Genomic DNA, 26834 nt, shown 5'->3' with positions numbered 1-26834 from the left:
CCGGCCGGGGCTTCCGCTGGAGCCGAGCACGGGCCCGCACAGCCGTTCCCCGGATCGTCGCTGAACCGGCCTGTGAGGTGGGACCACTGACCGGAAACGTGGAACGGCCCCGGGGCGCCGCCCGCCCGGACGGGGCCCTCGCCGCGGTCGTACGCCGTACCGGTGCCTCCGCCGGGGGCGTGTACGTGCTGTCCGGTGACGAGCCGGTGCTGCACCTGGTGGTGATGTGCGGTGTGTCGCCGGTGGTCGCCGCGCCGTGGCGGCGGGTGCCGCTGGCGACCGTCGGCCCGGTTTCCGACGCCGTACGCGAGGACCGCCTGGTGTGGGTGGGCGGACAGGACGACATGGCCCGGATGTACCCGCGCACCGCGGCGGCCCTGCCCTACCGGTTCGCCATGGCGGTCGCGCCGCTCGACGGCGCCCGACAGTGCTGGGGTGCTCTGCTGCTGCTGTGGCCGGCCCCCCGCCCCGCGGCGCTGACCCGCCGGGAGCGCGGCCACCTCGTCTCCAGCGCACGGCGCATCGGCCGTCTGCTGGACGAAGGCGCCCGGCAGCCGGCCGTCCCGGAGGAACCGCGTTTCCTCCACCTCGACCCTACGGACGTGGGCCTGGAGCAGTCGGCGCTCGCCGCCGCGGACCTCGTCGAGCGCCTGCCCGTCGGCACCGTGGCGCTGGACCTGGAAGGCCGCGTCACGTACGTCAACACGGCCGCCGCCGATCTCCTGGGCCGCGCCACCGGCCGGCTCCTGGGGACCCTGCCGTGGAGGTCGCTGCCCTGGCTAGACGACCCCGACGTCGAGGACCAGTACCGCACCGCCGTACTCAGCCGCGAACCGGTCGCCTACACCGTTCTGCGTCCGCCCGACCGGTGGCTCGACTTCCGGCTCTATCCCGACGACAGCGGCATCAGCGTCCTGATCACCCCGAGCGGCGGGGGCGGACAGCCGCCGCGGCCCACCGGCACCCGGGCTCTCGCACCGCCGCCGACCGCGGCCGGACCCGACGCCCGGCAGGGTGCCGCGGGCCGGATCCACCAGTTGCTGCACCTCGCCGCCGCGCTGACCGAGACCGTGAGCGTACGGGACGTCATCGACCTGGTCACCGACCAGGTCATGCCGGCCTTCGGAGCCCAGGGCGTGTTCCTCTCCGCGGCGGACGCCGGCCGCCTCAAGGGCACCGGGCACCGCGGCTACCGCGCCAGAGTCGTCGAGCGCCTCGACGGCCTCCCCCTGGACACCGGTCTCACGCCCGCCGGTCACGCCCTGGCCACCGGCGTCCCGGAGTTCTTCACCGACCCCGTCGAGATGGCGCGGGCGCAGCCGCCGGCGGCCCCGCTCGGCGTGGAGGAAGCCTGGGCGCTCCTCCCCCTGGTCACCCGAGGCCGACCGGTCGGCTGCCTGATCCTGTCCTACGACCACCCGCACGCCTTCACCGCCGGCGACCGCGCCGCCCTCACCTCGCTCGCCGGCCTCATCGCCCAGGCCCTGGACCGCGCCCGCCTCTACGACGCCAAACACGACCTCGCGCACGATCTGCAACAGGCGCTGCTGCCGCACGTCCTCCCCCGCTTCGACGGGCTGGACGTCGCCGCACGCTATCTCCCCGCGACGCACGGAATGGAGATCGGAGGCGACTTCTACGACCTCATCCGCCTCACCGACACCACCGCTGCCGCGATCATCGGTGACGTACAAGGCCACAACGCCACCGCCGCCGCCCTCATGGGGCAGGTGCGCACGGCCCTCCACGCCCATGCGACCACCGGCGCGGACCCGGCCGAGGTCCTCAGCCGCACCAACCGCGTCCTGGCCGACTTCGACTCCGAACTGTTCGTCTCCTGCCTCTACGCACATCTCGACCTCGCACGCGGGAGCATCCGCCTGGCCAGCGCCGGACACCTGCCGGCGATCCTGCACCACCCGCGCGACCACCCCCGCGGCCGTGTGGTCGACGCCGAACCCGGCCCCCTGCTGGGCATCGGGGTGGACGCGCCCTTCCCCATCACCACGCTGCCGCTGCCGCCGGGGACCACTCTCGCGCTCTACACCGACGGTCTCGTCGAGACCCCCGGCACCGACATCGCACGGGCCGTCACCACGCTCGCCCGGCACCTCGCGGACGCCTGCGACCAGCCCCTGGACCACCTCATCGACAACCTCGTCCGACGTGCCCTGCCCACCGGCCGGCACACCGACGACATCGCCGTGCTCCTGCTGCGCACCCGCCACCCTGCGGACTGTGCGTACCCCGGTAGAAGTGGGTGGTGACGTGGACTCCGGATTCCTGGAGGCGGCGGGCCACGGTGCGGGACTCGTCCCCCATGACGGCCTCGGTCAGCGAGATCACCTCGTCCGGGTAGAGGGGGGCCAGGTCCGCCAGGCCGGGTATGTCGGGGTCCGGCTCGGTGCCCGGCGGGTCGAGGGCTCCCGGGGTGCCGTCACCGGCGGCCCGGTCCGCCGGCTCGAAGTCCCGGAAGGGACCGGGCCGGCCGGCGCGCCCGCCCCGGTCGACGGAAGCGGGCGGGGGGGGCACCGGACGGTCAGCCCAGCGGGCTGGGGTTGCTGAGCGCATCGCCGGTGATCATGTACGGGCCTCCGGTCACCGTCTCCTGCGTCGGCTTGTACGGGCCTCCTGCCACCGTTTCCCCGACTACCGGGTGGCCGTGCGTCTGGTGTTGTCCCGCCTGGGCGACGCCGGTGGCCAGGGCGACGAGGGTGAACGTTCCGCCTATCACCGCTGCAACGCTCTTCACACGCATGGTCGTTGTACTCCCCGTTCCGGTACTTGATGGACTGAAGCCGTGCCAGTCTGGCAGGGCACCCCACGGAAGGCACACGCTTTCGAACCGGTGCGCCGGTCGGCAGGCGGCATGGAAATCGCCGGCCACCAGAACGAGGGCCATCTCCCGTGGCTGTCGGGGGTCGTCGGGGCCGGCAACTGCGGCCGTCTCCCAGCGCCTGGCCCTCGGGGGCGAGGCCAGGACCAGGGCGCGGGCGTACCGCTTCTCGCCGCCGGAGCGGGTGAGGGCGGCGAGCCGCCGCTACCGGTCCGGCTTCAGGCGCGGGACGTGGGCGCCGGCGCCAGTGTTCAATCTCGTCGGCGGCATGGTTGAACAGTGGCGTCCCGTCCGGGAACGGCCACCGTCCGACGTCGCGGTGACGGCGGCGGAGGCCCTTCCCAGTGGACCGGCGGCGTTTGCGGAATCCGCTCCCGGCAGGGCGCCACACGCGGTGGCCGAGACAGAAGAAGACCACTCTGAACGTGCCACCCGGGAGGACGACTTCAGCCCCGGTGACAGGTAATCCGGTTGAACTCGCCATTCCCACCGAACTCGTGGTGTTGACAGGGGATGGGGACCCGGGCGCGGAGTGTGCCACGGGATGCGATCACACCAGCAAACCGGAACGGCCTCGCCGCGGCCAACCGGAGGAGCCCCCTTGACGGGTGCTGTCCCACTCGGTGAACCTCTCCCTGGAACGGGTCCGCCTACGGGGGAGGCGTGGAGACACGCCAAAGGGGGAACGGTGACAAGGCATCGAACATGCCAGGTTGCACTGCGCCGAAATGGACGAAGCGAAAGTGAAAGAGGTAATGCGGGCATAGCCGACCGGAAGCGGTTCTTGCACACGCCCTGCCTCGACCGTCCGGAGAAGGATCTTTTCCACCTTCCCACCCTGCACTCGAACCGCAGCAGAGACTCGGGTCCGGTGGGAGTGCGCGTGATACGGGAGGCTCCCGGAAAAGTCGCCGCCGCCGACGCGGTGAACCCCGCCGCCGCCGATGGGCGGTTGGCCGTTCGTACGGTCTTCGTGTCCTGCCCCGGCCACACCCGGCCGGTCACTCGGCAAAACGGGCTCGCCCGCCGGACGCGCAGTCGAGGAGCGGGTACATGAGGCGGGAACCGGCGCTGGCCGGTCTGTCGGCAGATGACATCGCCGGCCTGCTGCGGGTCTCCAAAGGCTCCGTGTACCGCTACGCCCATCTGTATCGATGGCGCCGTTACACCCAGGCCGGCCGTGTCTATTACCACCCCGGCGACGTCGCCGCCGTCCTCGACCGGCTGAACCAGGACGAGGACTGCTCCGCGCCGCGGTGACGGTCCTCGGTACCGCACCTCCCGGTCCCGCTGCCTGAAACGTGCGGCAGTGGGACCGGTCCTCCGCCACGCCGTCTTGATGGTCGGTCATGCGGCTGACGACAAGGACTTGACGGACAGTCAGCGAAGAGTATATATGTAGAATTGTCGCCCACGGGTCCGCCTCTTTTCTGCCGACCGACCCGCTTTCCGGGCGACTTCGCATGGTGGCGGCCTGGTCACCGCGGACACCTCCGGCCCGGGCGGGCCGGTCTTCCCCCTTCAGCAGATGCGGCGACCGCGGCCCGAGGCCGCGGGGAAGACCTTGGACATCCGCGGTCCGCCGCGCCGGAGCGGGAGCAGGAGCGGGAACGGAAAACGCGATCCGCTCCCCCACGGGTTCATGGAAGCCGGTGTCACGCGTGGTGCGGGAAACCCGTCCCCCGGTTTCCGGAGCGAGGAGGAGGCGTTGCGCCCCAGCGCGACGTCGGCGTCGCCGTCTTCGGACCGGTGATACGACGAGCACAACGCCCGTGAGGTGATCAGCACATCGTCCTCGGGGTGAGACACGCGTGTGCGAGGGCAACAAGAATCCGGTGCACGGCACGCGGGCGATCACATCGATTCCCCCTGCCATCGGCCGGGGTTCGAAAGAGCATGCTCGGTGCTTCCGAATACTTTTCCTTAGGTTCCGGCACACGGATGCGGTTACGCTTTCACTCCGCAAATCCAGGTTGCTTCAGCCTCTTCTCGACGGGCTGAACGGCATACCGATCCCGCATCCCCGTGTCCCGCGACGCACGAGGCGCCGACGGGGGCTGCGGCTTTCCCGCATGCGCCCTCCTGGAGAATCGCAGGGCCTTTCCGCCGTGATGACACGTTCCGGACGCTCACCGAAGGACTACCCGGAATCGGCACGCCCGGAGTCCGCCCCGGTGCGGGGAGGCTCTGTCCCCGTACAGCGCGTACGCCCTTCCAAGGCCGCGCCTTCCTCTTGCCACCGGCTCGGCATCGACTTGACCTTCACCCCCTTCCAAAGGAGTGAAATGCAGAGGAGTTCAGAGATGGAGAACGAGGAAACCGACGGCCGCACGCTGACCGTCGTCCCCGGGGCCGGCGGGGGACGCCGGATGCAGATCGTCCTCGGGAAATGGCCGGGGGGCGGCACCGGGGACGCGCGGCGCATCGCCGAACTCGAGCGCGAAGTGCGGGAGCTCCGGCGGGCGAACGCGACACTGAAGATGTACGCCGCGAAGGCCCTCGGCCTCGACGTGAAGTTCCCGCTTCCCGACGCCGGTTTCGAAACGGCCGGCGACCGGCACGGCGCGCACGTCGCCACGACTTCACGTCGCACTCCGCCGGGCCGTGCCGGATGGGCCGAGGCACCGGCCCCGGAGGCTCCGAAGGCCCCGGACGCGCCGCCGACCGGGATCGAGTTCCGGGTACTGGGCCCGCTGGAGGCGGCTGTCGCCGGCCGGCGGGTGGATCTGGGAGCGCCGAAGCAGCGCGCGGCACTCGCCCTGCTGGTCAGCCAGGTCGGGCAACCGGTGTCGGTCGATGTGATGCTGGAGGAGTTGTGGGGCGGGCAACCGCCGCGATCGGCGATCACCTCGCTGCACGCGTACATAGCCAATCTGCGGCGGGCACTGGAACCCGACCGGGCACCTCGGAAGCCGGCGACGGTGCTGCGCACGCGCGGCCGGGGCTATCTGCTGGACAGCCGCGTCGTCGAGGTCGACGCCCACCACTTCGGTGAGCACGCGACGGCCGGGTGGCAGGCGCTGGATCGGCGTGATCCGCAGCGGGCGCTGCGCGAGTTCGAGGCGGGGCTGGCGCTGTGGCGCGGGCGGGCCTACGAGGAGGTGGCCGATGCCACGCGCGTGGCGCCGGAGGTGGTGCGGCTGGAGGAGTTGCGTCTGTCGGTGATCGAGGGGCGCTGCGCGTCGCTGTTGGCGGTGGGTGCCTATGAGGTGGCGGTGTCCGAGCTGGCGGCTTTCACACAGGCCCACCCGTTGCGCGAATACGGCTGTGAGCTGCTGAGCCTGGCCCTGTACCGGGCCGGACGGCAGGCCGACGCGTTGGCGGTGCTGCGGACCCATCAGAAGCGGATGGCGGAGGAACTGGGAATCGACCCCAGCCCGGCCCTCCAGCACCTGGAGAGCGAGATCCTGCGCCAGGCCCCCGTACTGGACTGACGCGTCCGCCGCGCGTCCCGCGGACCGCCTTCGGGCACGGCTGCCCACGGGCCTGGCCCGGGGGGCGTCGGAGGTCCTTCCGTCGAGGACGCCTTCGCAGTCGAGGGGGACCCGGGCACCGGAAGTGCGACACCGGCGAGAAACCCGGGCGCCGGAAGTGACGACATCGGCGGTGGAAACGCACCCCACGCCGCACCGGCGGCCGAGAGGCGCCGGCGTACGTGTACGGGGCACGGCTTCGGCACCGGCCACGCGCGCCGACGGGGACCCGTACGGCTGGTTGGCGCCGGCTTGGCGGCCCGTCTTCCGCAGCCCGTGCCCGCGAGGGGCGCGGCGGGGCCCTCACCCCGACCGGGCGTGGTTCTCAGGCCCCGCGCCGTGCTGCTCGCACCGGTTGTCCCGGCGCCGGCGCCGAAAGCCTCAAGCAGCCGCCAAGTTGGCGCTAAGCGGACAGCAAGCGGGCGGTGCGACGATCCTGGCGCGATCTGAGTGGATTCCTCGGCACCGGCTTCACCGCAGCGGGACGGCAGAAGAGGACACGACGACGAACCACGGGATGAGATTTTCCGGCAAGCACCGAGGTCGACCCTGGAGGAAAAATGCTCGAAGCCGCCAAGACGGAGGAAATACTTTCGGCCGTCGAGGAAACCGCTCGACTGCTGGATGTGACCTGCTCGCGCGACAGGATCCGGCCGGCCCTGACCGCGTACGGGGACGTGCTCGCGAACTCCCACATCGTTTTCAGCATGGCGACCGGAAAGCACCACGAGGGAGACTTCCAATTCGACTTCTCAGTGCCCCGGGAGGTCGGTGACCCCCATGCCGTCGCCGTGTCGCACGGTCTCGTCGACGAGGTGGACCACCCCATCACCACCCTGTTCTCGGACCTCCGGGCGCGATGCCCCATCGAGACCTACGGCGTTGACTACGGGGTCGTCGGCGGCTTCAAGAAGTCCTACGCGGGCTTCCCCCTGGACACCCCGCAGGAGTTGTCCAGCCTTGCCGACATCCCGTCCATGCCGCGCGGCCTGGCCGAACACGCCCGTTCTTTCGCCGACTACGGCCTGGACGGCAGAGTGTCGGCGATCGCGATCGACTACGCGAACAGGACGTGGAACGTGTACTTCAGCGGACTCCCCGCTGAATGCGTCGAGCCGAAGGCCGTCCTGCCGATGCTCCGCGAGCTCGGGCTGCCGGAACCGAGCGAGCAGATGCTGGAGTTCATCCGGACGTCGTTCGCCATGTATCCCACTTTCGGCTGGGATTCTTCGAAGGTCGAGCGGATCTGTTTCTCCGCGCGATCCTCGGATCCGACGGAGCTCCCCGCCCGGATCGAGCCGCGGATCGGGAAGTTCGCCGGAAGCGCGCCGTACGCGTACACCGGCGAGCGCGTGCTCGTCTACGCCGGCGCGGTGTCGCCCGACGAGGAGTACTACAAGCTCGCGTCGTATTACCAAAAGGCGTCCGACGCGCCCGTCCGCATGCGTCGCGCGGCCTGAAGGCGCGAAGGAAGACCGGCGAGCGAGCGACCCGCGGGACCCACCAGTGAGGACAAGGAGCAGAGTATGACCGAGATCCGAGCACGCGCCGTCGCGCGGCCGTCGATCCGCGCGGCCGAGGGGGGCGGGCGATGACCCCGGTCCTCGTCGTCGGCGGCGGGATCGGCGGGCTCACGGCCGCGCTGAGCCTGCACGCCGCGGGCATCGACGCGGTCGTGGTGGAGAGCGCCCGCCGCATCCAGCCGCTCGGCGTCGGGATGAACCTCCTCACCCACGGGGTCCGCGAGCTGATCGAACTCGGCCTCGGCGCCGACCTCACCGCCCTCGGTGTGGCCACGGCCGAGCACGTGTTCTGCGACAGCTCCGGCAACCGGCTCTTCACCGAGCCGCGCGGCCTGGCCCAGGGCTACCGTTGGCCGCAGTACTCCATCCACCGCGGCGAGTTGCAGCTGATGCTCCTCGAACGCGTCCGCGAGCGGCTCGGCCCCGACGCGGTGCGCACCGGCGTACGGCTGCTGGACTTCACGGAGGGGCCCGACGCCGTCCGCGTCCGCGTGACGGACCGTGCGACCGGTGCCGTCGAGACGTTCGAGGCCGCCGCGCTGGTCGGCGCGGACGGGCTGCACTCGACGGTCCGCGCCCGGCTCCACCCGGACGAGGGGCCGCTGTGCTGGTCGGGCCAGCGGATGTGGCGCGGGGTGACGGAAGGGTTCCCGCCGTTCCTGACCGGCCGTTCCGTGGTGATCGCGGGCGACGGCACCGCCTCGCTGGTCGCGTACCCGATCGGCCGGGACCGGGTCAACTGGGTCTGTCTGGTGCGCGTCGCCGAGCCGGGCCCCCTCCCGGAGGACGGCGTGGTGAACACGGTCGACGACCACCGCGCGGGGCGGCTGAAGGACGTGCTGTCCCACTACGACGGCTGGTCGATGGGCTGGCTCGACGTCCGCGAGCTGCTGGAGCGCAGCGACCGGGTCCTGGAGTACCCGATGGTCGACCGCGATCCGCTCCCCGCCTGGGGTCGCGGCCGGGTCACGCTGCTCGGTGACGCCGCCCACCCCATGTACCCCGCCGGGGCCAACGGCGCGTCCCAGGCCGTGCTCGACGCCCGGGTCCTCGCCCACGAGCTGGCGCGGGCCGACGGCGACACGCCGGCGGGGCTCGCCGCCTACGAGCGCGCCCGCCTGGACGCGACCGCGGCCGTCGTCCTCGCGGGCCGCGCGATGGAACGCGCCGGCGGGATCGGCGCGTTGGACCGCAGCCAGCTCGCCCTCATCACCGAGATGTACCGCCAGAAGGCCGAGAGCGACGTCGCCGAGCTCAACGCCCGCCCTTCCCTGACGCCGCCCGGGCGGCCGTAGAGCCGCGCACGACGGGTTCCGGCCGGAGGCGGGCCGGTGCGGCGCGGGTCTCCGGGGGTGTCCTCCAGCGACCGGTTCGCACGCGGCCGGTGGGTGCCCCGGCGCCCCTCCCGGTCGGGGCCCGCCTGCGGATCACGTCGACGGGCTCCGTCCACCGGCCGCCCCGCGCCGCGGCGGCCCTCCCGGCGCGCTCGTCCGCGTACCCGCTCGACCACCGGGTCGCGCCGCGGCGGCCCTCCCCCGGTTCCGCGCGGCCCGCCGCCCGGCCGCCCCGCGCCGCGGCACCGTACGGCCGGCCCTCCACGCCCCGTGCCAGCGGCCCCGTCCCGCCACCGAACCACCAGGAGACGCCATGACCCCGCCCTCGTCCACCCGGCCCGGCACCGTCGCGCAGGCGTTCACCGGCGACCACGACCTGCGCGCCCGCAACCGGCGGGCCGTGGAGCGGTACTTGGAGACCGGTGCGGAGGCCCGGTCGCGCCGGTACACCCTCTACACCGAGGACGGCACCGCGTCGCTGTTCTACACCGACATCGGCCGGCCCATCGTCGTCAGGGGCCGGGAGAAGCTGAAGCGGCACGGCGAGCTCTCCCTGGAGGTGCTGCCCGACTGGCGGTGGACGGACGTACGCCTCTACGAGACGCAGGACCCGGACGCCATCTGGGTCGAGTGCGACGGCGAGGGAACGATCCGCTTCCCCGGCTATCCCGAAGGCCACTACCGCAACCACTTCGTCCTCGGCTTCACGCTGAGCGACGGGAGGATCGTCTCCAGCCGCGAGTACACCAACCCGATCGAGCACATGCGCTCCCTCGGCATCGGGACACCGCGCATCAATCGGGACTGGATCCCGTCCTGACCCGCCTCCCCGGCACGGCACCGGGCCGCCAAGCCGACGCCAACCGGCCGACCAGCCCCGCCCAAGGGCCACGGCCGATACTCGCCTGGAGCGGCGGGGGCGCGCCCGCCACAATCGGGGAGCCGCTCCCGGGCCGTCCGGTCAGGAGCGGGAAGCGAGGTCGCCAGGACCGGCCGGGCCCGGCCCGCGGCGGGAGGCCGCGGGATCCGTCCGCCACGCTCCCCGTGCACGTTCCCACCGACACCCGTCCCCTCTCACAGCAAGGGAAAGCGAGACCCGCGATGTCCGACGAGAACGAGGTACGCGAGCACAACCGCGCCGTCGTCGCCCAGTACATGAACACCCGTGGCCCAGACCGCCTGGAGCGCCACCTGTTGTTCACCGAGGACGGCGTCGGCGGCCTGTGGACCACGGAGACCGGCGAGCCCATCGCCATCCGCGGCCGGGACCGGCTCGGCGAGCACGCCGTCTGGTCGCTGAAGTGCTTCCCGGACTGGGTCTGGATCAACGTAGAGATCTTCGACACCCAGGATCCCAACCGATTCTGGGTGGAGTGCGACGGCGAGGGCCAGATCCTGTTCCCCGGCTATCCGCCCGGGCACTACCGCAACCACTTCCTGCACTCGTTCCTGTTCGAGAACGGCAAGATCAAGGAGCAGCGCGAGTTCATGAACCCCTGCCAGCAGTTCCGGGCGTTGGACATCGAGGTCCCCGTCATCCGCCGGGACGGCATCCCGACCTGACGCGCGCCGGCCGGCCGCCGATCACCGGCTCCACCCGAGGGGGGAGGGCGTGCGTACCGCGGCGGAGGCCGGCCGCGCGCCGCCGGCTCCCCTGGCGGGCCCCCGTGGGAGGACGCCGACGCGGTACGGCCGGCGCGGGGCGCCCCCGGCGCCTCTCCCCCGTCACCCGCCGCGGACGGTGTGCGGCACGGCCGCGGCGCCCGCCCGCCGGTGTGCCCGCGGTCGTCGGGGACCCGCCGTACGGGTCGGACGGATCGCCGGGCGGGCCGCCGGGACGCCGGGCGCCCCCGGGCCCGGGCGGCGGCACGGCCCCTTCCCTCCCGGTCCTCGTTCCGACCCTCTCCGAAAGGACTCGAATGGTGATCGGCTTACCCGTCATCGTCCCGTACGCCATGCCGACGGCGGACGACCTGCCGGCCAATGTGGCCGACTGGACACCGGACCCCGACCGCGCGGCCCTGGTCGTCCACGACATGCAGCGCTTCTTCCTGCGTCCGGTGCCCGACGCGCTCCGCTCCCAGCTCGTCCACAACGCCGCGCTGCTGCGCAAGCGGGCCGCGGGCCTCGGAGTGCCGGTCGCCTACACGGCGCAGCCCGGCGGTATGACACCGCAGGAGCGCGGGCTGCTCCGGGACTTCTGGGGTCCGGGCATGCGCACCGCTCCCGAGGACCGGGAGGTCGTGCCGGAGCTGGCCCCGGCCGAGGGCGACTGGCGGCTGACCAAGTGGCGCTACAGCGCCTTCTTCCGCTCCGACCTGCTGCAGCGGCTGCGGGCCGCGGGCCGCGACCAGCTCGTGCTGTGCGGGGTGTACGCCCACATCGGTGTGCTGGCCACGGCGATCGACGCGTTCAGCCACGACATCCAGGTGTTCCTGGCCGCCGACGCCGTCGCCGACTTCTCGCCCGGGCAGCACCGTCTCGCGCTGGAGTACGTGGCCCAGCGGTGCGGGATGGTGACCCTCAGCTCGGAGGTGTTCGGATGAGCTCCCCACCCCCGGGGCGCGGCACCACGGACGCACGGGGCCGGCAGACCGGGCCCGATCTGCTCGACCGGCTGCTGGCCGGCCCCGCACCGTCCGCCTTCGCGCTGCTGCACCGGCCGGAGAGCGGCACCGCGGGCACGGTCGACCTGCTGCTCGGCGAGGTCTCGCACCCCGCCTCGCTGGCCCGGCTGCCGTTGCCGGAGCCGACCGGCCCGCGGGCCGCCACGACGCACGAGGCGCTGGTCCTGGTGCCCTACCGGCAGCTCGCCGAGCGGGGCTTCGCCGCTCCGGACGACGGGGCGCCCCTGATCGCCCTGACCGTCACGGAGCAGGCCGCGCTGCCGCTGGCGGACGTCCTGCCCGGACTGCCCGACACGCCGATCGCCCTGTCCGTCCACGGCTTCGACCTGTCCGACGAGGAGTACGCCGACCTGGTGCGGCGCGTCGTGGCCGACGAGATCGGCACCGGCGAGGGCGCCAACTTCGTCCTCAAGCGCGTGTTGCGGGCCGACGTCGGCGGCGATCCGGTGCACACCGCGCTGGCCGTCTTCCGGCGGTTGGTCGCGCTGGAGCCCAGCGCCTACTGGACGTTCGTCATCCACGTGAACGGCCGGACGTTCGTCGGAGCCACCCCCGAACGCCACATCTCGGTACGGGAGGGCCGGGCCGTGATGAACCCCATCAGCGGCACCTACCGCTACCCGCCCGGCGGACCGACCCTGGAGGGCCTCACCGCGTTCCTGAAGGACCGCAAGGAGACCGACGAGCTGTACATGGTCCTCGACGAGGAGCTGAAGACGATGTCCCGGATCTGCGAGGACGGCGGCCGGGTCACCGGTCCCGCCCTCAAGGAGATGGCGCGGCTCGCCCACACCGAGTACTTCATCGAGGGCCGCACCCACCGGGACGTACGGGAGATCCTGCGCGACACGCAGTTCGCGCCGACCGTCACGGGCAGCCCGGTGGAGAGCGCGGCCCGGGTCATCGCGCGCCACGAGCCGCAGGGGCGCGGGTACTACAGCGGAGTCGCCGCGCTGATCAGCCGCGAGCCGTCGGGCAGCCGGTCGATGGACTCGGCCATCCTGATCCGCACCGCCGACATCGCGCCGGACGGACGCATGGCGCTCGCCGTCGGGGCGACCCTGGTGCGCCATTCGTCCCCGGCGTCGGAAGCGGCCGAGACCCGGGCCAAGGCCGCCGCACTGCTCGACGCCCTGGGCGCGGAGCCCGACGCGGCCCCGGCGCCGGCCGCCCCCCGCTTCGCGGACCACCCCGCGGTACGGGACGCCCTGCGCGGCCGCAACAGCGGCATCGCCGACTTCTGGCTGGCGTCCCCGGCCGCCCGCCCACCGGCCGTGCCCGAACTGGAGGGGCTGAAGGCCCTGGTGGTCGACGCCGAGGACTCCTTCACCGCGATGATCGTGCAGCAGCTCGAAGCGCTGGGGCTCGCCGCCGAGGTCCTGCGCTACGACCAGGCGTGCGCCCTCGACGGGTTCGACCTGGTCGTCATGGGGCCCGGCCCCGGCGACCCCCGCGCCGTCACCCACCCGAAGATCGCGGCGCTGGACGCGACCCTGGCGAGGCTGCTGGGCGACCGCGTCCCCTTCCTGGCCGTCTGCCTGAGCCACCAGGTGCTCAGCCGCAGGCTCGGCTTCGCCCTGGTGCGGCGGACCGAGCCCCACCAGGGCGTGCAGCGCGCCATCGACCTCTTCGGCCGGCGCGAACGGGTCGGTTATTACAACACCTTCGCCGCCGTCAGTCCCACCGGCCACCGCGACGTGCCCGGGGTGGGGCGGGTGCGGGTCAGCCGGGACCCGGCCACCGGGGAGGTGGACGCGCTGCGCGGCCCGCGCTTCGCCTCCTTCCAGTTCCACGCCGAATCGGTGCTCACCGTCGACGGGCCCCGGTTGCTCGCCGACGCCCTGCGGGGGGTGCTCGGCCCGTGAGGCCGAAGCGCACGCCCCGCTCCCTCCCGCACGGACCCGGTGCCGCGCCGACCGCGGGAAACCGTCTCCCCCGTCCCTTCAGGAGCCTCGCCGATGCTCGACTACATGCTGGTGGACGCCTTCTCCCGAAGGCCGCTGTACGGCAATCCCGTCGCCGTGTTCCTCGACGCCTCGGACCTGACGGCCGGGCTGATGCAGCGCATCGCGCGGGAGATGAACCTGTCCGAGACGACCTTCGTGCTGCCCGCCGGGCAGGGCGGCGACGCGCGCGTCCGGATCTTCACCCCGGTGAACGAGCTCCCGTTCGCCGGCCACCCGCTGCTCGGCACCGCCGTCGCGCTCGGCGAGATCCTGAAGAGGGACCGGCTCCGGCTGGAGACGGCGATGGGCGTCATCCCCGTGGAACTCGACGACGACGGCGGCGCGGTGGTGGTCCGCATGCGCCAGCCGCACCCCGTCTGGGAGCCGTACGAGCACGCGGAGGAGTTGCTGGCCGCGCTCGGCGTGGCCGCCTCCACGGTACCGGTGGAGGTGTACCGCAACGGGCCGCGGCACGTCTTCGTGGGCCTGGAGAGCGTGGCCGCGCTCTCGGCGCTGCGTCCGGACCACCGTGCCCTGTCCGCGTTTCCCGACATGGCCGCGAACTGCTTCGCCGGAGGGGGCACGCGCTGGCGCACCCGGATGTTCTCGCCGGCGTACGGCGTGGTGGAGGACGCGGCGACCGGTTCGGCGGCCGGGCCGCTCGCCATCCACCTCGCCCGGCACGGCCTGGCCGCGTACGGGCAGCACCTGGAGATCCTCCAGGGCGTCGAGATGGGCCGCCCTTCGCTGATGCTCGCCAGGGCCGAGGCCGACGGGGGGCGCGTCCACGCCGTCCACGTCGGCGGCCACGGAGTCACCGTGGGGCGCGGCGTCCTCCACGTCTGAGCCCGGCAGTCCCCGTCCCGAGGAGGGCACGCATGGACACGAGCAGGTTCGAAAGCCTCACCGCGAGGGCCGACATCGGCTTCCCGGAGTACGAGGACCCCCCGCCCGAACCCATGGGTCTGGTCCAGCGGTGGCTGGCCCGCGCCGTCGAGCTGGGTGTCCGCGAACCGCGGGCGCTCGCGCTGGCCACCGCCGACGGGCGGGGGCGGCCGTCCACCCGTACCGTGGCGTTCACGGCGGTCGACGACCGCGGCGTCCTGTTCACCACCCACGGCACCAGTCGCAAGAGCCGGGAGATCACCGAGACCGGCTGGGCATCGGGGCTGCTCTACTGGCGGGAGACGGGCCAGCAGATCAGCCTGGGCGGACCGGCGGTGCGGGTCGGCGAGACCGAGGCGGACGCCCTCTGGCACGCCCGGGCGGTCCCCCTGCACGCCATGTCGGCGGCGTCCCGGCAGAGCAAGCCGCTCACCGATCCGTCGGCGCTGCGTGCCGAGGCCGAACGCCTCGGCGCGTCCGGCGCCGCCCTCGAACGTCCGGACCGCTTCGTCGGCTACCGGTTGCGGCCCCGGGAGGTGGAGTTCTGGTGCGCGCGGCCGGACCGGCTCCACCTGCGCCTCCGGTACGAGCGGCACCGAGGCGGCTGGCGCGTCTCCCGGCTCCAGCCCTGAGGAGTCCCGGGGCGGCGCCGGGTGCCCGCGCGTCCGGGGCGGGCGGAACGTTCGCCGGGGACGGAACGGCCGGGGCCCGACCTGCGCGGCAATAAAATATTTCCATCAAAAGAAAAACGGAGACGATAATCTCCAGCAGTCGAATCCGGTCGACCATTCAGCGCTTCGCCGTCCGGCACGGGAGAGTCCCGCCAACAGGCGGAACATTTCTTCACCCACTCTCCGACCTGGCCCGAAGAACACCCCTTCGCTGAATTCCTGGATTACTCTCCGCGCCCCTGGAAAACCTCGCGGTGCGCATCCCGCCCCGGGATGCCCTCACCTCCAGGGAGGTCTTCCAGTGACGAAGAGGTTCAGCCGGATTTCTCTCGCGGCAGCGGCGGCCATGCTCATGACGGGCGTGGCGACGGCCGGTGCCGCCGCCACCCCGTCCGTTCCCGCTCAGCAGGCGCGGACGGCGCAGGAGGCGGGCCCGGCCGGAGTCCTCGCCGACGCCCGCTTCGGCAAAGGCACCCAGTTCTGCAGGAATCAGTCGCTGACGTCCGGCAACGGCCGGGCGGTCCTCCGCGTCCAGCAGGACGGCAACTTCGTCCTGTACAAGGACGGCCGCGCCGCGTGGCAGGCCCCCGGCGCCTGGCCCAAGGGCAACTGCGCGATCTTCCAGCAGGACGGCAACTTCGTCCTGTACGACGTGAACGGCAAGGCCGTCTGGCACTCCAACACGTGGAACCGCGGCCACGTCCTCGCGGTCCAGGACGACGGCAACGTCGTCGTCTACGACCAGTCCAACCGCCCGCTCTGGGCGACGAACACGGGCGACTGACGAGCCGCCTCCCGCACGCCCGGCGTCCGCATCACCGCATCCCCCGTGCGGACGCCGGGTGCACCTCCACATGTGCGGGCGGGCGCGCCTCCTAGCACGCGGTCACGGAAAGCGGATCAGGGAGACGCGGATGACACGGGTGAGACGAGTGAGGCGAGCCGTGGCCATCGCCCTCGGTCTGGGGGCGCTGATGGGATGCACGGTGCCGAGCGCGGGGAGGACCGGGGTGTCCGTCTCCGAGAGCGGGCGCCCGATCGCGGTGTTCGTCCTGTGCCACGACCACATCGACGGCGCCACCCTCTCCATCGACGGCGAGGGCACCGAGGAACCGCGGAGCATCGCCCACTGGGAACCCGATGAGCCGGTCACCGGGTTCGCCGCGTGGGCGCTCGACGCCTTGGACGGGGCCGAGCAGCACGGGTCGCCGCGGCGGCCCAAGCGGAACAAGAGCGTCACCTACCACGTGCACGGCTGGACGAACGACGATTCGTGGGCGACCACCGGCGTGGACTTCACTCGCGCCCAACTGGCCGAGCTCAAGCCCGGCCAGATCCGCTACTGGACCGGTGACCGCGAGGGCACGGACAAGTACGGCCACAGGACCGGAACGCTGGAGCAGTTCCGCACCGCCGCGTGCGGCTGACGAAGGGCGGCGGCACCCCGAGCGGGCCGTCCGCCCGCGGGGAGAGGGGGCGCGGAACGGGCGGCCCCAACAGCTCGCGCGCCGAGGGAGCGGGCCCCGCGGGCGAGGCGGACGGCGCCGCCTCACGGCCGGCCGGACACGCCGCGGGCACGCGCCGGAGCCCGCCCCGGCGGCCCCCGGTGGGCCGCGCCGCCGCGTCGGAACCCGCCGTCCCCGCCGCCGTCCGGGCGGGCCGAACCGCCGGCCCGCCTCCGGGTCGGCCCCGGCTCCGCGCGAAGGACGACGACCGCATCGAGGCCGTGTCCAACACCTGATTGGATAAATCGGGCATTTCGGGTGTTATCTTCCTCGGGTATCTGGATGGGTTTCCAGATACCCATTTCCTTTTCTCCTATTTCACCGATTGGCACATATGTATGCCAATCATCTTCCTCGTGAAGGAGAGCCCGCCCGATGGCCGTTGAGACCCTCCCGGAAGCAGAGCTGGAACCGCACCGGCGGTCCAGCCTGAGCACCGCGGCTGCCCGCAACCTCGCCACCACGACCAAGTCCGCCCCGCAGATGCAGGAGATCACCTCCCGCTGGCTGCTGCGGATGCTCCCCTGGGTGGAGACCAAGGGCGGCGCCTACCGGGTGAACCGCCGACTGAGCTACGCCGTCGGCGACGGGAACATCGAGTTCATCCAAGACGGTGCCGACGTCCGCGTGATCCCCTACGAGCTCGGCGAGCTGGCCCTGCTGCGCGGCTTCGAGGACCTGGAGGTGCTGACCGCGATCGCCGACCGGTGCGTCCAGCGCGACTTCCGGACCGGGGAGGTGCTGGTCGAGCGCGGCACCCCCTCCGACCGGATCCACCTGATCGCCCACGGCCGGATCCACCAGACCTCCGTCGGCAAGTACGGTGACGAGGTCACCGTCGCCGTCCTCGCCGACGGCGACCGGTTCGGTGAGAACGCCCTCCTGGACGCCGACGCCACGTGGGACTACACCGCCACCGCCGAGACCCCCGGCACCCTGCTCACCCTCTCCCGCGCCGACTTCGCCGCCGTGATGTCCGCGTCACCGAGCCTTCAGGCCCACATCCAGCAGTTCAGTTCGCTTTCCCTCCAGCGCCAGAACCCCCACGGCGAGGCCGAGATCGCGATGTCGGCCGGCCACACCGGCGAAGTCGAGCTGCCGGGCGCCTTCGTCGACTACGAACTCCACCCGCGCGAGTACGAACTCTCCGTCGCGCAGACCGTCCTGCGGGTCCACACGAGGGTCGCCGACCTCTACAACGGGCCGATGAACCAGACCGAGGAGCAGCTCAGGCTCACCATCGAGGCGCTGCGCGAGCGCCAGGAGCACGAGCTGATCAACAACCGGGAGTTCGGCCTGCTCCACAACGCCGCCTTCAAGCAGCGGATCCAGCCCCACTCCGGCCCGCCCACCCCGGACGACCTCGACGAGCTGCTCTCCCGCCGCCGCAGCACCAAGTTCTTCCTCGCCCACCCCAGGACGATCGCGGCGATCGGGCGCGAGCTCAACGCCCGCGGGCTCTACCCGAACCACGTGGACGTCGGCGGGCAGCACGTCCCGGCCTGGCGCGGGGTCCCGATCCTGCCCTGCAACAAGATCCCCATCAGCAAGGACAGCACCAGCTCGATCCTCGCCATGCGTACCGGCGAGGACGACCAGGGCGTCATCGGCCTGCGCCAGACCGGCCTGCCGGAGGAGTACGAGCCGGGCCTGTCGGTGCGCTTCATGGGCATCAACGAACAGGCGATCATCTCGTACCTGGTCAGCACCTACTACTCCGCCGCCATCCTGGTGCCCGACGCGCTCGGCGTGCTGGAGAACGTGCTGATCGCCCGCAAGCGCGACTAGGGAGGGCCCGTCCGACGGACAGACGGACAGACGGCCCGGACCTCCCGGGCCGGGCGAGCGCGCCCGGGAGCCGGGACAGCCCACCCACCTCACCAAGGAGCCACGGATGCCCGACCCCGGGCCTTCCCCTCTACAGTCGGGCCTGCCCACCGCCGCGGCCCCCTTCGGGACCCACGTCCTCACCCGCACCCACATCCCCGCCCGCATCGGCGGCCCCGCCGCCGCGCCCGCCCCCGGCGACGGCCCCGGTGGCGGCCCGGTCCCCCGGCGCGTACCCCGGGAACCTGCCGCGGTGGGGCGACCGGCTCCCGCCCTGGAACGGATCCTGCGCGGCCCCGGCGGTCTGGGCACGGCGAGCCTGCACCCGGTCCGGCGCGAGGAGCCCCCGGCACCCGCGGCGCCGGCGGAGGGCAGGCCGGTCCCGGGCCTCTACCACCACCCGGTGCCGGAACCCGATCCGGCGCGGGTGGCGGAGGTCGACCGCAGGATCAAGGCGTGGGCGGTCGACGAGGTCCAGGCGTGCCCCCCGGAGTGGGAGGACCAGTTCGACGGCTTCTGCGTCGGCCGGTACATGGTCGCCTGCCACCCGGACGCGCCCACCGTCGACCACCTGATGATCGCCACGCGGCTGATGGTCGCCGAGAACGCGGTCGACGACTGCTACTGCGAGGACCACGGCGGCTCACCCGTCGGCCTCGGCAGCCGCCTCCTGCTGGCGCACACGGCCCTCGACCCGCTGCACACGACGAAGGAGTACGAGCCGGGGTGGGTGGAGTCGCTCCGGTCGGACGCCCCCCGGCGCGCCTACCGCTCCGCCATGGAGTACTTCCTCCAGCGGGCCACCCCCTCCCAGGCCGACCGGTTCCGGCACGACATGGCCCGTCTGCACCTGGGGTACCTCGCCGAGGCCGCCTGGGCCGAGACGGACCACGTCCCCGAGGTGTGGGAGTACCTGGCGATGCGCCAGTTCAACAACTTCCGCCCCTGCCCCACCATCACCGACACCGTCGGCGGCTACGAACTGCCGCCGGACCTGCACGCCCAGCCCGCCGTGCAGCGGGTCATCGCGCTCGCCGGGAACGCGGCCACCATCGTCAACGACCTGTACTCGTACACCAAGGAACTCAGCAGCCCGGGCCGGCACCTGAACCTGCCCGTGGTGATCGCCGAACGCGAGGGCCGCTCCGAGCGGGACGCCTACCTGAAGGCCGTCGAGGTCCACAACGACCTCATGCACGACTTCGAAGCCGAGGCCGCCGCCTTGGCCGCCGCCTGCCCCGCCCCGAGCGTGCTGCGCTTCCTGCGGGGCGTGGCCGCGTGGGTCGACGGCAACCACTACTGGCACCAGACCAACACGTATCGATACAGCCTGCCCGACTTCTGGTAAGAAGGACTCATCTGTGACCGGCATCGAACTCACCGACGGCCCCGGCGCCTCCGCGTTCGTCCCCGCCCCGGCGTCGCCCTACCAGGGTGACATCGCCCGTTACTGGGACCAGGAGGCCAGGCCCGTGAACCTGCGTCTCGGCGACGTCGACGGGCTCTACCACCACCACTACGGCATCGGCGACGTCGACCACGCCGCCCTCGGGGACGCGGACGACAGCGAGTACGAGAAGAAGCTGATCGCCGAACTCCACCGCCTGGAGTCGACGCAGGCCGAAGTCCTCCTGGACCACCTCGGCCCCGTCGGGCGCGACGACACGCTCGTGGACGCCGGCTGCGGCCGGGGCGGTTCCATGGTCATGGCCCACCAGCGGTTCGGGTGCAGGGTCGAGGGGGTCACCCTGTCGGCCAAGCAGGCCGACTTCGCCAACCGGCGCGCCCACGAACTCGGCATCGCGGACCGTGTCCGCGCCCGCGTGTGCGACATGCTCGCCACGCCCTTCGAGACGGGGCGGACCGCGGCCTCGTGGAACAACGAGTCGAGCATGTACGTCGACCTGCACGACCTCTTCGCCGAGCACTCCCGCATCCTCGCGGTCGGCGGCCGCTACGTGACCATCACCGGCTGCTGGAACCCGCGTTACGGCCAGCCCTCGAAGTGGGTCTCCCAGATCAACGCGCACTTCGAGTGCAACATCCACTCCCGCCGGGAATACCTGCGCGCCATGGCCGACAACCGCCTCGTACCGCAGGCCGTCGTCGACCTGACCGCCGCGACCCTGCCCTACTGGGAGCTGCGGGCCACCTCCTCCCTGGTCACCGGCATCGAAGAGGCGTTCATCAACGCGTACAAGGACGGCTCCTTCCAGTACCTCCTGATCGCGGCCGACCGCGTCTGACCGGCCCGCCGGCCGCGAGGGCCGGGCCGGTCGCCCGGGCCCCCGGCCGTCCGGTCAGAGGTCCCAGGGGACGGCACCGGCGGCGGCCAGGATCGACGCGCCGCTCCAGGCCCGGTGGCCGGGTTCGGTCGGTGTGACGACCTCCACCGGTGCGCCCCGGCTGAGGGCGCGGAGCTCCTTCGCGAGCCGCTCCGAGAGCCCCGGCAGCAGGGCGGTGCCACCGGTCAGCACGACGCCCGCGAACAGGTCGGCGCGGATGCCGCTGTCGGCGGCGTCGACCACCTGCTGGACCATCGCGGGCAGTCCCGGCACCTCCAGGCCCCAGTCCTCGGGCCGGAAGAGGCGGTCGGGGCAGGCGAAACGCTCGACGCCGACGGAGGCGACCCTCCCGTCCGGCAGTTCGCAGGTCTCCTCGATCGCCGAGGTGTCCTCGGCCCGCTTCCGGGCGTCGTCGTAGTCGAGGGCGACGAAGCACAGGCGTTCCTTGATGACCTGGACGAGGCCGCGCTCCGCCCTGCCGGTGAAGGTGTAGCCGCGCTGGGTCAGCCTGTGCAGCAGGTGGTTGGTGATGTCCCTGCCGCCGATCGCGCTGCGGGCGACCGGGCCGACCGGCCGTCCCCGGTGGACGGCGCTGACCCGGGTCCCCGCCGCGCCGATGTCCACCACCAGCGCGGTGGTCCGGCCCACGGCTGCCGCCGCGGCGACGGCGGCGTCGACCACCGCGACGCGCGCCGCCCCCTGCTGCCGGGCCACCACGATCCGGCACCTGCCCTGCTCGGAGATGCGGTCGCGGTGCTGCACCATCAGCACCCCGCCCGAGGCGGCGGCGTCCGGCCAGGGGAGCAGGGCGTGCCGGTACAGCTTGATGTAGTCGTCCCAGTGCACCACCTTGCCGTCCAGGAGCGGCTGGGAGACCTGGCCCGTCCCCGCCGCCATGGCGCGGGCCTGCTCCCCCACCACGACGACGCCGTCCGACGTCCCCGGCGCCCTGCGGCGGCCGACCTGCGAGGGGAACACCACCTGCGGCGCGTCCTGACCGGCCAGGCCCGCTTTGACCTGCTCCGAACCGCAGTCGATCACCACGACGGCGTCCACCATGCTCCCCACCCCTCCATGACTCATTTTCGGACACGAATGAGAATCGGGGAGCCGCTGCGGCGAAAGCAACCCAACTCCCCCATACGGACGAAGGGGTGGGGCGGGCGCGCGGACGCGGACGGCGCGCCGGGGCGGGCGACCGTTCGACCCGGGAAGGAGGGTGGCGGTCCGAAGGATCGCGTGCACGGCGCGTTAGCGTGAAGCCCCAGTCGAGTAACGGTTCGTCATCGTCCGGCACGGTGTCTCATGTTCTTCGGGGGCTTCGCATGGCACGACACGCGTCTTCCGCCCGGTTGCGTGCGCGCTACCACTTCGACAACCTGATCGCGCGCGGCACTCCCGTCCTCATCGGCTGGCTCGTCCTCATGTGCCTGGCCGTCGTGGTCCCCGCGAGCATCGCGCTCGTGTGGACGGACCAGGACGCGCCGAAGACCCTGTCCGCCCGGATCTCGGAGGTCTGGCACCGCGTGGGGGAGACCCTCGAGGTCGGGGGCGAGGTCGGCTCCCCCACCTACGTGCTGCTGTCGGTGCTGCTCGCGCTCGTGGCGCTGCTCTTCGTGTCGACGCTCGTCAGTCTCATCACCACCGGTATCAACCGCCGGATCATGGCGCTCCGGCTCGGCCACTCCACGGTTCTGGAGAAGGGCCACACCGTGCTGCTCGGCTGGTCCGACCAGGTCTTCCCCGTGATCTCGGAGCTGGTGGTGGCCAACGCCAACCAGCGCCGGTCCGCCGTCGCCGTCCTCGCCACCAAGGACAAGGTGGAGATGGAGAGCGAGATCGCCGCGAACGTCGGCAGGAACCGCTCCACCCGGGTCATCTGCCGCACCGGCTCCGTCACCGTCCCCGCCGTCCTCGCCAGGGTCAGTCCGCACACCGCCAAAGCCGTCCTCGTGCTGCCGCCCCGCGACGAAGGCGGCGACCTCCAGGTGGTGAAGACGCTCCTGGCCGTCAACGCGGCCGTTCCCCGGGTCGGCGGTGACACCGCGGTGATCGCCGCGGTCCGTGACGCCCGGCACCACCTGGCGGCCACGCTGGCCGCCGGGCCCGGCGGCTGCGTCCTGAACATCGACGACGTCATCGCCCGGCTCCTGGTGCAGACGTCCCGCCAGCCGGGGCTCTCCCTCGTGTACCAGGAGCTGCTGGACTTCGAGGGGGACGAGTTCTACACCTGCTCCGCCTCCGACTTCGCCGGCCGGACCTTCGGCGAGACGCTCCTGTCGTTCGCCACCTCCTCGGTGGTCGGTGTCCTCTCCGCCGACGGCGCCATCGCCCTCAACCCGCCCTCCGACACCAGGATCGACGCCGACGACCAGCTCCTGGTCATCACGCGGGACGACGACACGGCCGTCCGCACGGACGCGCCCCTGCCCGTGGACGAGGACGCGATCGTCGGTGCCGCCGTCCCGGTACCGGCCGCCGAACACCTGCTGCTCCTCGGCTGGAACCGGCGCGCCCCGCTCATCGTGGAACAGCTCGACCAGTACGTGGCCCCCCGCTCCACCCTGGACGTCGTGGCGCTCGGCACCGAGGCGGCGGTGCGGGACGCGTACACCGCCGACGGCACGACACGCCACCTGAGCGTCACCTTCCACAGCGGCGACATCACCGAGCCGCGCACCCTGGCCGATCTGGACGTGCCCTCGTACGACAGCGTGATCGTCATCGGTGACGGGGGCCACCCGGCCGCGACCACGGGCGCGGACCTCCCGGGCCGGGGCGCGGCGGGGAAGGGCCCGGACCCCGACGACCGCACGCTGCTCACACTGCTGCACCTGCGGGCCATCGAGGAGTCCACCGGACGGGAGATCGCCGTCATCACCGAGATGTCCGACGACCGGAACCGACCGCTGGCCCCGGTCCGGGAAGGCGCCGACTTCATCGTCAGCGGGCGGCTCATCAGCCTACTCATGACGCAGATCTCCGAGAACCGGCACCTCGCCGACCTCTTCACGGAGCTGTTCGCCGCCGAGGGGAGCGAAATCTACCTGAAGCCCGCCGTGAACTACGTCCGGCCCGGTCGCGAGGTCACCTTCGCCACCGTCGTCGAGTCCGCCCGCCGCCAGTACGAGTGCGCCATCGGCTACCGGCTGCACCACCAGTTGACGACGGCCCCGGACTACGGCGTACGGATCAACCCGGACAAGCGGCGACCGGTACGGTTCGCGGAAGGGGACCAGGTGATCGTCGTGGCGGTCCGCTGAGCACGGGCGCCGTCCCCGCGGCGCTCCGGACGCACCGGACGGCGTACCGGACGACCTACCGGGCACCGCCCTCGCCGCCGGTGGGGCGCGGCCGTCGCGTACCGCGGACGGAGGATCGGCCCGGGATCCGGTTCCTCCCCGCCGGCCGCGTCCGCACGCCGTCCGGTCCGCGACCGGCCGCGCGGAGACCGGCCCCCGCCCGTACCGGGGCTTTTGCCGGAGCACCACCGGCCCGCGGCCCACCGCCGCCCACGGTGCCGGGTGGTGCGGCGCCCGAGCCGCCCCCGCGCTCCGCGCCCCGGGCACCGGCCTTCCCGGATGCGCGGACGGGCCGGGGCTCCGACCATCGTCCCAGGAGGGCTGAACCGGTCGGCCCGCTTCCGTTCTGCGAGGCCGCCATGGCATCCCAGCACCCTCCCGGTGCCGCGCACCGGGACGAGCCCGACCGGGCCGAGGTCGCGCGGTCGCTGCGCGAAGCGGCCCTGGAGGTCTCGCGCGCCGCGCAGACGGTCATGGGCGCCTCCACCCGTGCGAGCGCCGTGCTCGCCTCGCCGTGGCTGGCACGGTCCAGCGTGCGGCACCCGGGTACCGGGGCGGCCGCGTACCGGGCCCTGGTGCGCGCCCTGACCCGTGGTTCCGGCCTGGGGTTCGCGCTGCGGGCGCGGGGCGGGCCCCTGAAGAGGATGGGGCAGGTCGGTGAGGTCTGCGGACGGGAGAGCCTGGCGAACCGGGTCGCCGTGACGTCGCTGCGGCTGCGGGTCGCGGCGGTCCTGCTGGAACACCCCGAGCTGGAGCGGGACCCGGGCATGCGGCGCCTGATGGACGCCGTGTCCGAGGACCGCGACGTGGAAGCGCTGCGGGCCCTGCGGGCGGTGCTCAGGGACCGGGGGGCCGAGCGCGCCCTGTCGACGCTGGCGCCCCTGCTGGCCGAGCTGTCGGCCATCCGGGCGCTGCTCGACGAGAACCCGCTCAACGACGAGGTCGGGTGGCAGATCGCCACCGGCGAGGCGCTGCACGCCGACCCCTGGCTCGGCATCTCGTCGCGGCACCTCTCGGCCCTCGACTCCGGTGAGGGCTCCGCCGTCCCGGTCACCCTGGAGGGGGACGACGCCCGGTCGCTCGCGGAGCGGGGTTCGCTCATGGGCTTCCTGCGCAACATCGCCCTGCTCGGGTGCGAGGGCCGCATCCTGATCCAGGACGTGCGCGGCCCGGACGGCACGGTACGGCACGTCCTCCAGGCCCCCGGCATGGCGCCCGGCAGGCCCCGCAACGACTCCCCCCAGGACTTCATCGGCGCGTGGAGCAACCTGTTCGACCCGGAGTCCCCCTACACCCGCGGCATCCTGCTGGCCATCGAGGAGTACGGAGTGCCCGACGGCGCCGAGCTGGCCGTGATCGGCCACAGCGAGGGCGGCATCGCCCTGATGAACCTGGTGCAGAACAGCGGGTTCTGCCGGCGCTTCCGCGTGACGCACGCGGTGACCGTGGGGTCCCCCGTCGACAACAAGAGGCCGGCCGACCCCCGTACCTGGGTGGCGACCGTCACCAACCAGCACGACCTCGTACCCACGCTGGACGGCAGGGGCGCGGGATCGGGCACGGTGTTCACCCCGCACGAGGACTGGTACGAGGTCGACTACACCGATCCGAGCCACGAGTTCCCGCTGTGCCACTCGCTGGGGAAGTACATCGACAACCTGGAGAACGACCTGCCCGACGCGCGGCGGGACATCGACGAGGCGCTGACCCCCTACCGGGGGGAGGTGGTGCGGTCGCAGGTGTACCAGTTGAAGGACCGCGCCAACCCCCCGCAGGGTTACCCCCTGATGGCGGTGCCGGTCACCCCGGTGGCCACCTCGGCGGGGCCGGTCGAAGTGCCCGTGCGGTACTACGACTCGACGGCGGTCGTCGCGTTCTTCGCCGTCGCCCCGTCCGCGGCGGCCGAGCTCCTGTCCCCCGCCTCCTGGATGGTCCCCACCCGGTTCGGGCGGCGTGTCCTGGTCGCGCTCTCCGCGTACGAACACCGCTGCGTCAGCCTGGGCCCCTACAACGAGTTGGGTCTCGCCGTGCTCGTGAACGACCTGTGGCGGCCCCGCGGGTACGACGTCGTGCGTGATCTGCTGCGCCGGGCGGACACCCGCCGCGTCGGCCGCCAGGTCACCGCGCTGGCCGTGACCACCCCGGAGGCCGAGGCGGCCGGCAGGGAGCTGTGGGGCCATCCGGCCCGGACGGCCCACCTGGACGTGCGGCTGACGCGGAACCGGCTCCACGCCGTCCTGACCGGACCCGGCGACACCGCTGTGGGAGGGGCGGAGCGGCCCCTGCTCGACTTCAGCGGCGGCCTCGGGCCGTCGGTGCCGGCTCCGCACACGGATTCGGTGCTCTACGGGCGGTCGGCCGGCACGACGCTGCGCACCCTGGTGCACAGCGCGGGACGGCAGCGGTTCCACCCGGCACCGGAGGCGCGCCTCCGGTGCGCCACCGGGGGGACCGGCGAGGAACCCCCGCTCGTGCGGCAGCTGCGGTCGCTGGGCCTGGACGGCGCGAGGCCGCTGTTCGTGCTCAGCGCGCCCGCGTACCAGGCCCGCCGCGGCGCCGGGTCCCCACTGCCCCGTTGACGCGGGCGCCACGGAGCCGGTGGCGGGACGGAGGGCCTCCG

Annotated in this window: 20 protein-coding genes; 18 read left to right on the top strand and 2 right to left on the bottom strand. The window is 72.7% G+C overall.

What is annotated here, in order from left to right; genetic code table 11:
• Positions 1 to 98 precede the first annotated feature (98 nt).
• A complete protein-coding gene (locus AC07D6_RS25595) occupies positions 99 to 2267 on the top strand; it encodes a SpoIIE family protein phosphatase (RefSeq protein ID WP_479048035.1) in 2169 nt (722 codons plus the stop codon).
• Positions 2268 to 2539: 272 nt separating this feature from the next.
• Here the strand turns inward: AC07D6_RS25595 and AC07D6_RS25590 are convergent, their stop codons facing one another.
• On the bottom strand, positions 2540 to 2758 hold the full coding sequence (locus AC07D6_RS25590) for a hypothetical protein (RefSeq protein WP_479048032.1): 219 nt from the start codon (positions 2756 to 2758) through the stop codon (positions 2540 to 2542).
• A 1131-nt stretch (positions 2759 to 3889) separates the two neighbouring features.
• Between AC07D6_RS25590 and AC07D6_RS25585 the strand changes: the two genes are divergently transcribed.
• The 15 genes from AC07D6_RS25585 to AC07D6_RS25515 all read left to right on the top strand — a co-directional run bounded on the left by AC07D6_RS25585 (position 3890) and on the right by AC07D6_RS25515 (position 20873).
• Positions 3890 to 4096, top strand: a complete 207-nt coding sequence (locus tag AC07D6_RS25585) for a hypothetical protein (protein ID WP_315880479.1) — start codon at positions 3890 to 3892, stop codon at positions 4094 to 4096.
• A gap of 1043 nt (positions 4097 to 5139) precedes the next feature.
• Positions 5140 to 6270, top strand: coding sequence for an AfsR/SARP family transcriptional regulator (locus tag AC07D6_RS25580; RefSeq protein WP_479048030.1), 1131 nt, complete (start codon positions 5140 to 5142; stop codon positions 6268 to 6270).
• Between the two features lie 599 nt (positions 6271 to 6869).
• Positions 6870 to 7769 (top strand): aromatic prenyltransferase, encoded by a 900-nt coding sequence (locus AC07D6_RS25575; RefSeq protein WP_479048028.1) that lies wholly within the window; start codon positions 6870 to 6872, stop codon positions 7767 to 7769.
• 131 nt (positions 7770 to 7900) lie between these two features.
• Complete coding sequence (locus AC07D6_RS25570) at positions 7901 to 9127, top strand: FAD-dependent monooxygenase (protein WP_479048026.1); 1227 nt, start codon at positions 7901 to 7903, stop codon at positions 9125 to 9127.
• Between the two features lie 352 nt (positions 9128 to 9479).
• Complete coding sequence (locus AC07D6_RS25565; RefSeq protein ID WP_315880475.1) at positions 9480 to 9986, top strand: PhzA/PhzB family protein; 507 nt, start codon at positions 9480 to 9482, stop codon at positions 9984 to 9986.
• 281 nt (positions 9987 to 10267) lie between these two features.
• Positions 10268 to 10729: a PhzA/PhzB family protein gene (locus AC07D6_RS25560; protein ID WP_479048023.1), complete on the top strand. Its 462-nt coding sequence runs from the start codon at positions 10268 to 10270 to the stop codon at positions 10727 to 10729.
• A gap of 359 nt (positions 10730 to 11088) precedes the next feature.
• Positions 11089 to 11712: an isochorismatase family protein gene (locus AC07D6_RS25555; RefSeq protein WP_315880498.1), complete on the top strand. Its 624-nt coding sequence runs from the start codon at positions 11089 to 11091 to the stop codon at positions 11710 to 11712.
• Positions 11709 to 13658 (top strand): anthranilate synthase family protein, encoded by a 1950-nt coding sequence (locus AC07D6_RS25550; protein WP_479048021.1) that lies wholly within the window; start codon positions 11709 to 11711, stop codon positions 13656 to 13658. Before AC07D6_RS25555 ends, AC07D6_RS25550 begins: the two co-directional genes overlap by 4 nt.
• 93 nt (positions 13659 to 13751) lie before the next feature.
• Entirely contained in the window at positions 13752 to 14585 is an 834-nt protein-coding gene (locus AC07D6_RS25545) for a PhzF family phenazine biosynthesis protein (RefSeq protein ID WP_479048018.1), read from the top strand.
• Between the two features lie 32 nt (positions 14586 to 14617).
• Positions 14618 to 15256 (top strand): phenazine biosynthesis FMN-dependent oxidase PhzG, encoded by a 639-nt coding sequence (phzG, locus tag AC07D6_RS25540; RefSeq protein WP_479048015.1) that lies wholly within the window; start codon positions 14618 to 14620, stop codon positions 15254 to 15256.
• A 340-nt stretch (positions 15257 to 15596) separates the two neighbouring features.
• Positions 15597 to 16079: a hypothetical protein gene (locus AC07D6_RS25535; RefSeq protein ID WP_315880470.1), complete on the top strand. Its 483-nt coding sequence runs from the start codon at positions 15597 to 15599 to the stop codon at positions 16077 to 16079.
• A gap of 160 nt (positions 16080 to 16239) precedes the next feature.
• Positions 16240 to 16722: a hypothetical protein gene (locus tag AC07D6_RS25530; RefSeq protein ID WP_479048012.1), complete on the top strand. Its 483-nt coding sequence runs from the start codon at positions 16240 to 16242 to the stop codon at positions 16720 to 16722.
• 453 nt (positions 16723 to 17175) lie between these two features.
• A complete protein-coding gene (locus tag AC07D6_RS25525; protein ID WP_479048010.1) occupies positions 17176 to 18588 on the top strand; it encodes a family 2B encapsulin nanocompartment shell protein in 1413 nt (470 codons plus the stop codon).
• Positions 18589 to 18694: 106 nt separating this feature from the next.
• Positions 18695 to 19975: a family 2 encapsulin nanocompartment cargo protein terpene cyclase gene (locus tag AC07D6_RS25520; RefSeq protein ID WP_479048008.1), complete on the top strand. Its 1281-nt coding sequence runs from the start codon at positions 18695 to 18697 to the stop codon at positions 19973 to 19975.
• Between the two features lie 13 nt (positions 19976 to 19988).
• Complete coding sequence (locus AC07D6_RS25515; protein WP_479048005.1) at positions 19989 to 20873, top strand: geranyl diphosphate 2-C-methyltransferase; 885 nt, start codon at positions 19989 to 19991, stop codon at positions 20871 to 20873.
• A 54-nt stretch (positions 20874 to 20927) separates the two neighbouring features.
• Here AC07D6_RS25515 and AC07D6_RS25510 read toward each other — a convergent pair whose 3' ends face one another.
• Entirely contained in the window at positions 20928 to 21971 is a 1044-nt protein-coding gene (locus tag AC07D6_RS25510; RefSeq protein WP_479048002.1) for a hypothetical protein, read from the bottom strand.
• A 266-nt stretch (positions 21972 to 22237) separates the two neighbouring features.
• On the opposite strand from AC07D6_RS25510, the gene AC07D6_RS25505 reads away from it, so the two are divergent.
• Both AC07D6_RS25505 and AC07D6_RS25500 read left to right on the top strand, forming a co-directional pair.
• Entirely contained in the window at positions 22238 to 24175 is a 1938-nt protein-coding gene (locus tag AC07D6_RS25505; RefSeq protein WP_479048000.1) for a CASTOR/POLLUX-related putative ion channel, read from the top strand.
• A 398-nt stretch (positions 24176 to 24573) separates the two neighbouring features.
• Positions 24574 to 26793 (top strand): acetoacetate decarboxylase family protein, encoded by a 2220-nt coding sequence (locus AC07D6_RS25500; protein WP_479047998.1) that lies wholly within the window; start codon positions 24574 to 24576, stop codon positions 26791 to 26793.
• Positions 26794 to 26834: the final 41 nt, after the last annotated feature.

This window comes from Streptomyces sp. NPDC045287 (assembly GCF_056432325.1).
Note: the sequence above shows the minus strand (reverse complement) of the source record. Positions and strands in the feature narration are given on the sequence as shown.

Excerpts from the sequence above, each read along its gene's own strand:
- AC07D6_RS25585 (WP_315880479.1), top strand. The coding sequence starts at position 3,890 with ATGAGGCGGGAACCGGCGCTGGCCGGTCTGTCGGCAGATGACATCGCC.
- AC07D6_RS25545 (WP_479048018.1), top strand. The coding sequence starts at position 13,752 with ATGCTCGACTACATGCTGGTGGACGCCTTCTCCCGAAGGCCGCTGTAC.
- AC07D6_RS25590 (WP_479048032.1), bottom strand. The coding sequence starts at position 2,758 with ATGCGTGTGAAGAGCGTTGCAGCGGTGATAGGCGGAACGTTCACCCTC.
- AC07D6_RS25580 (WP_479048030.1), top strand. The coding sequence starts at position 5,140 with ATGGAGAACGAGGAAACCGACGGCCGCACGCTGACCGTCGTCCCCGGG.
- AC07D6_RS25500 (WP_479047998.1), top strand. The coding sequence starts at position 24,574 with ATGGCATCCCAGCACCCTCCCGGTGCCGCGCACCGGGACGAGCCCGAC.
- AC07D6_RS25510 (WP_479048002.1), bottom strand. The coding sequence starts at position 21,971 with ATGGTGGACGCCGTCGTGGTGATCGACTGCGGTTCGGAGCAGGTCAAA.
- AC07D6_RS25570 (WP_479048026.1), top strand. The coding sequence starts at position 7,901 with ATGACCCCGGTCCTCGTCGTCGGCGGCGGGATCGGCGGGCTCACGGCC.
- AC07D6_RS25550 (WP_479048021.1), top strand. The coding sequence starts at position 11,709 with ATGAGCTCCCCACCCCCGGGGCGCGGCACCACGGACGCACGGGGCCGG.
- AC07D6_RS25505 (WP_479048000.1), top strand. The coding sequence starts at position 22,238 with ATGGCACGACACGCGTCTTCCGCCCGGTTGCGTGCGCGCTACCACTTC.
- phzG (WP_479048015.1), top strand. The coding sequence starts at position 14,618 with ATGGACACGAGCAGGTTCGAAAGCCTCACCGCGAGGGCCGACATCGGC.
- AC07D6_RS25565 (WP_315880475.1), top strand. The coding sequence starts at position 9,480 with ATGACCCCGCCCTCGTCCACCCGGCCCGGCACCGTCGCGCAGGCGTTC.
- AC07D6_RS25520 (WP_479048008.1), top strand. The coding sequence starts at position 18,695 with ATGCCCGACCCCGGGCCTTCCCCTCTACAGTCGGGCCTGCCCACCGCC.
- AC07D6_RS25560 (WP_479048023.1), top strand. The coding sequence starts at position 10,268 with ATGTCCGACGAGAACGAGGTACGCGAGCACAACCGCGCCGTCGTCGCC.
- AC07D6_RS25575 (WP_479048028.1), top strand. The coding sequence starts at position 6,870 with ATGCTCGAAGCCGCCAAGACGGAGGAAATACTTTCGGCCGTCGAGGAA.
- AC07D6_RS25525 (WP_479048010.1), top strand. The coding sequence starts at position 17,176 with ATGGCCGTTGAGACCCTCCCGGAAGCAGAGCTGGAACCGCACCGGCGG.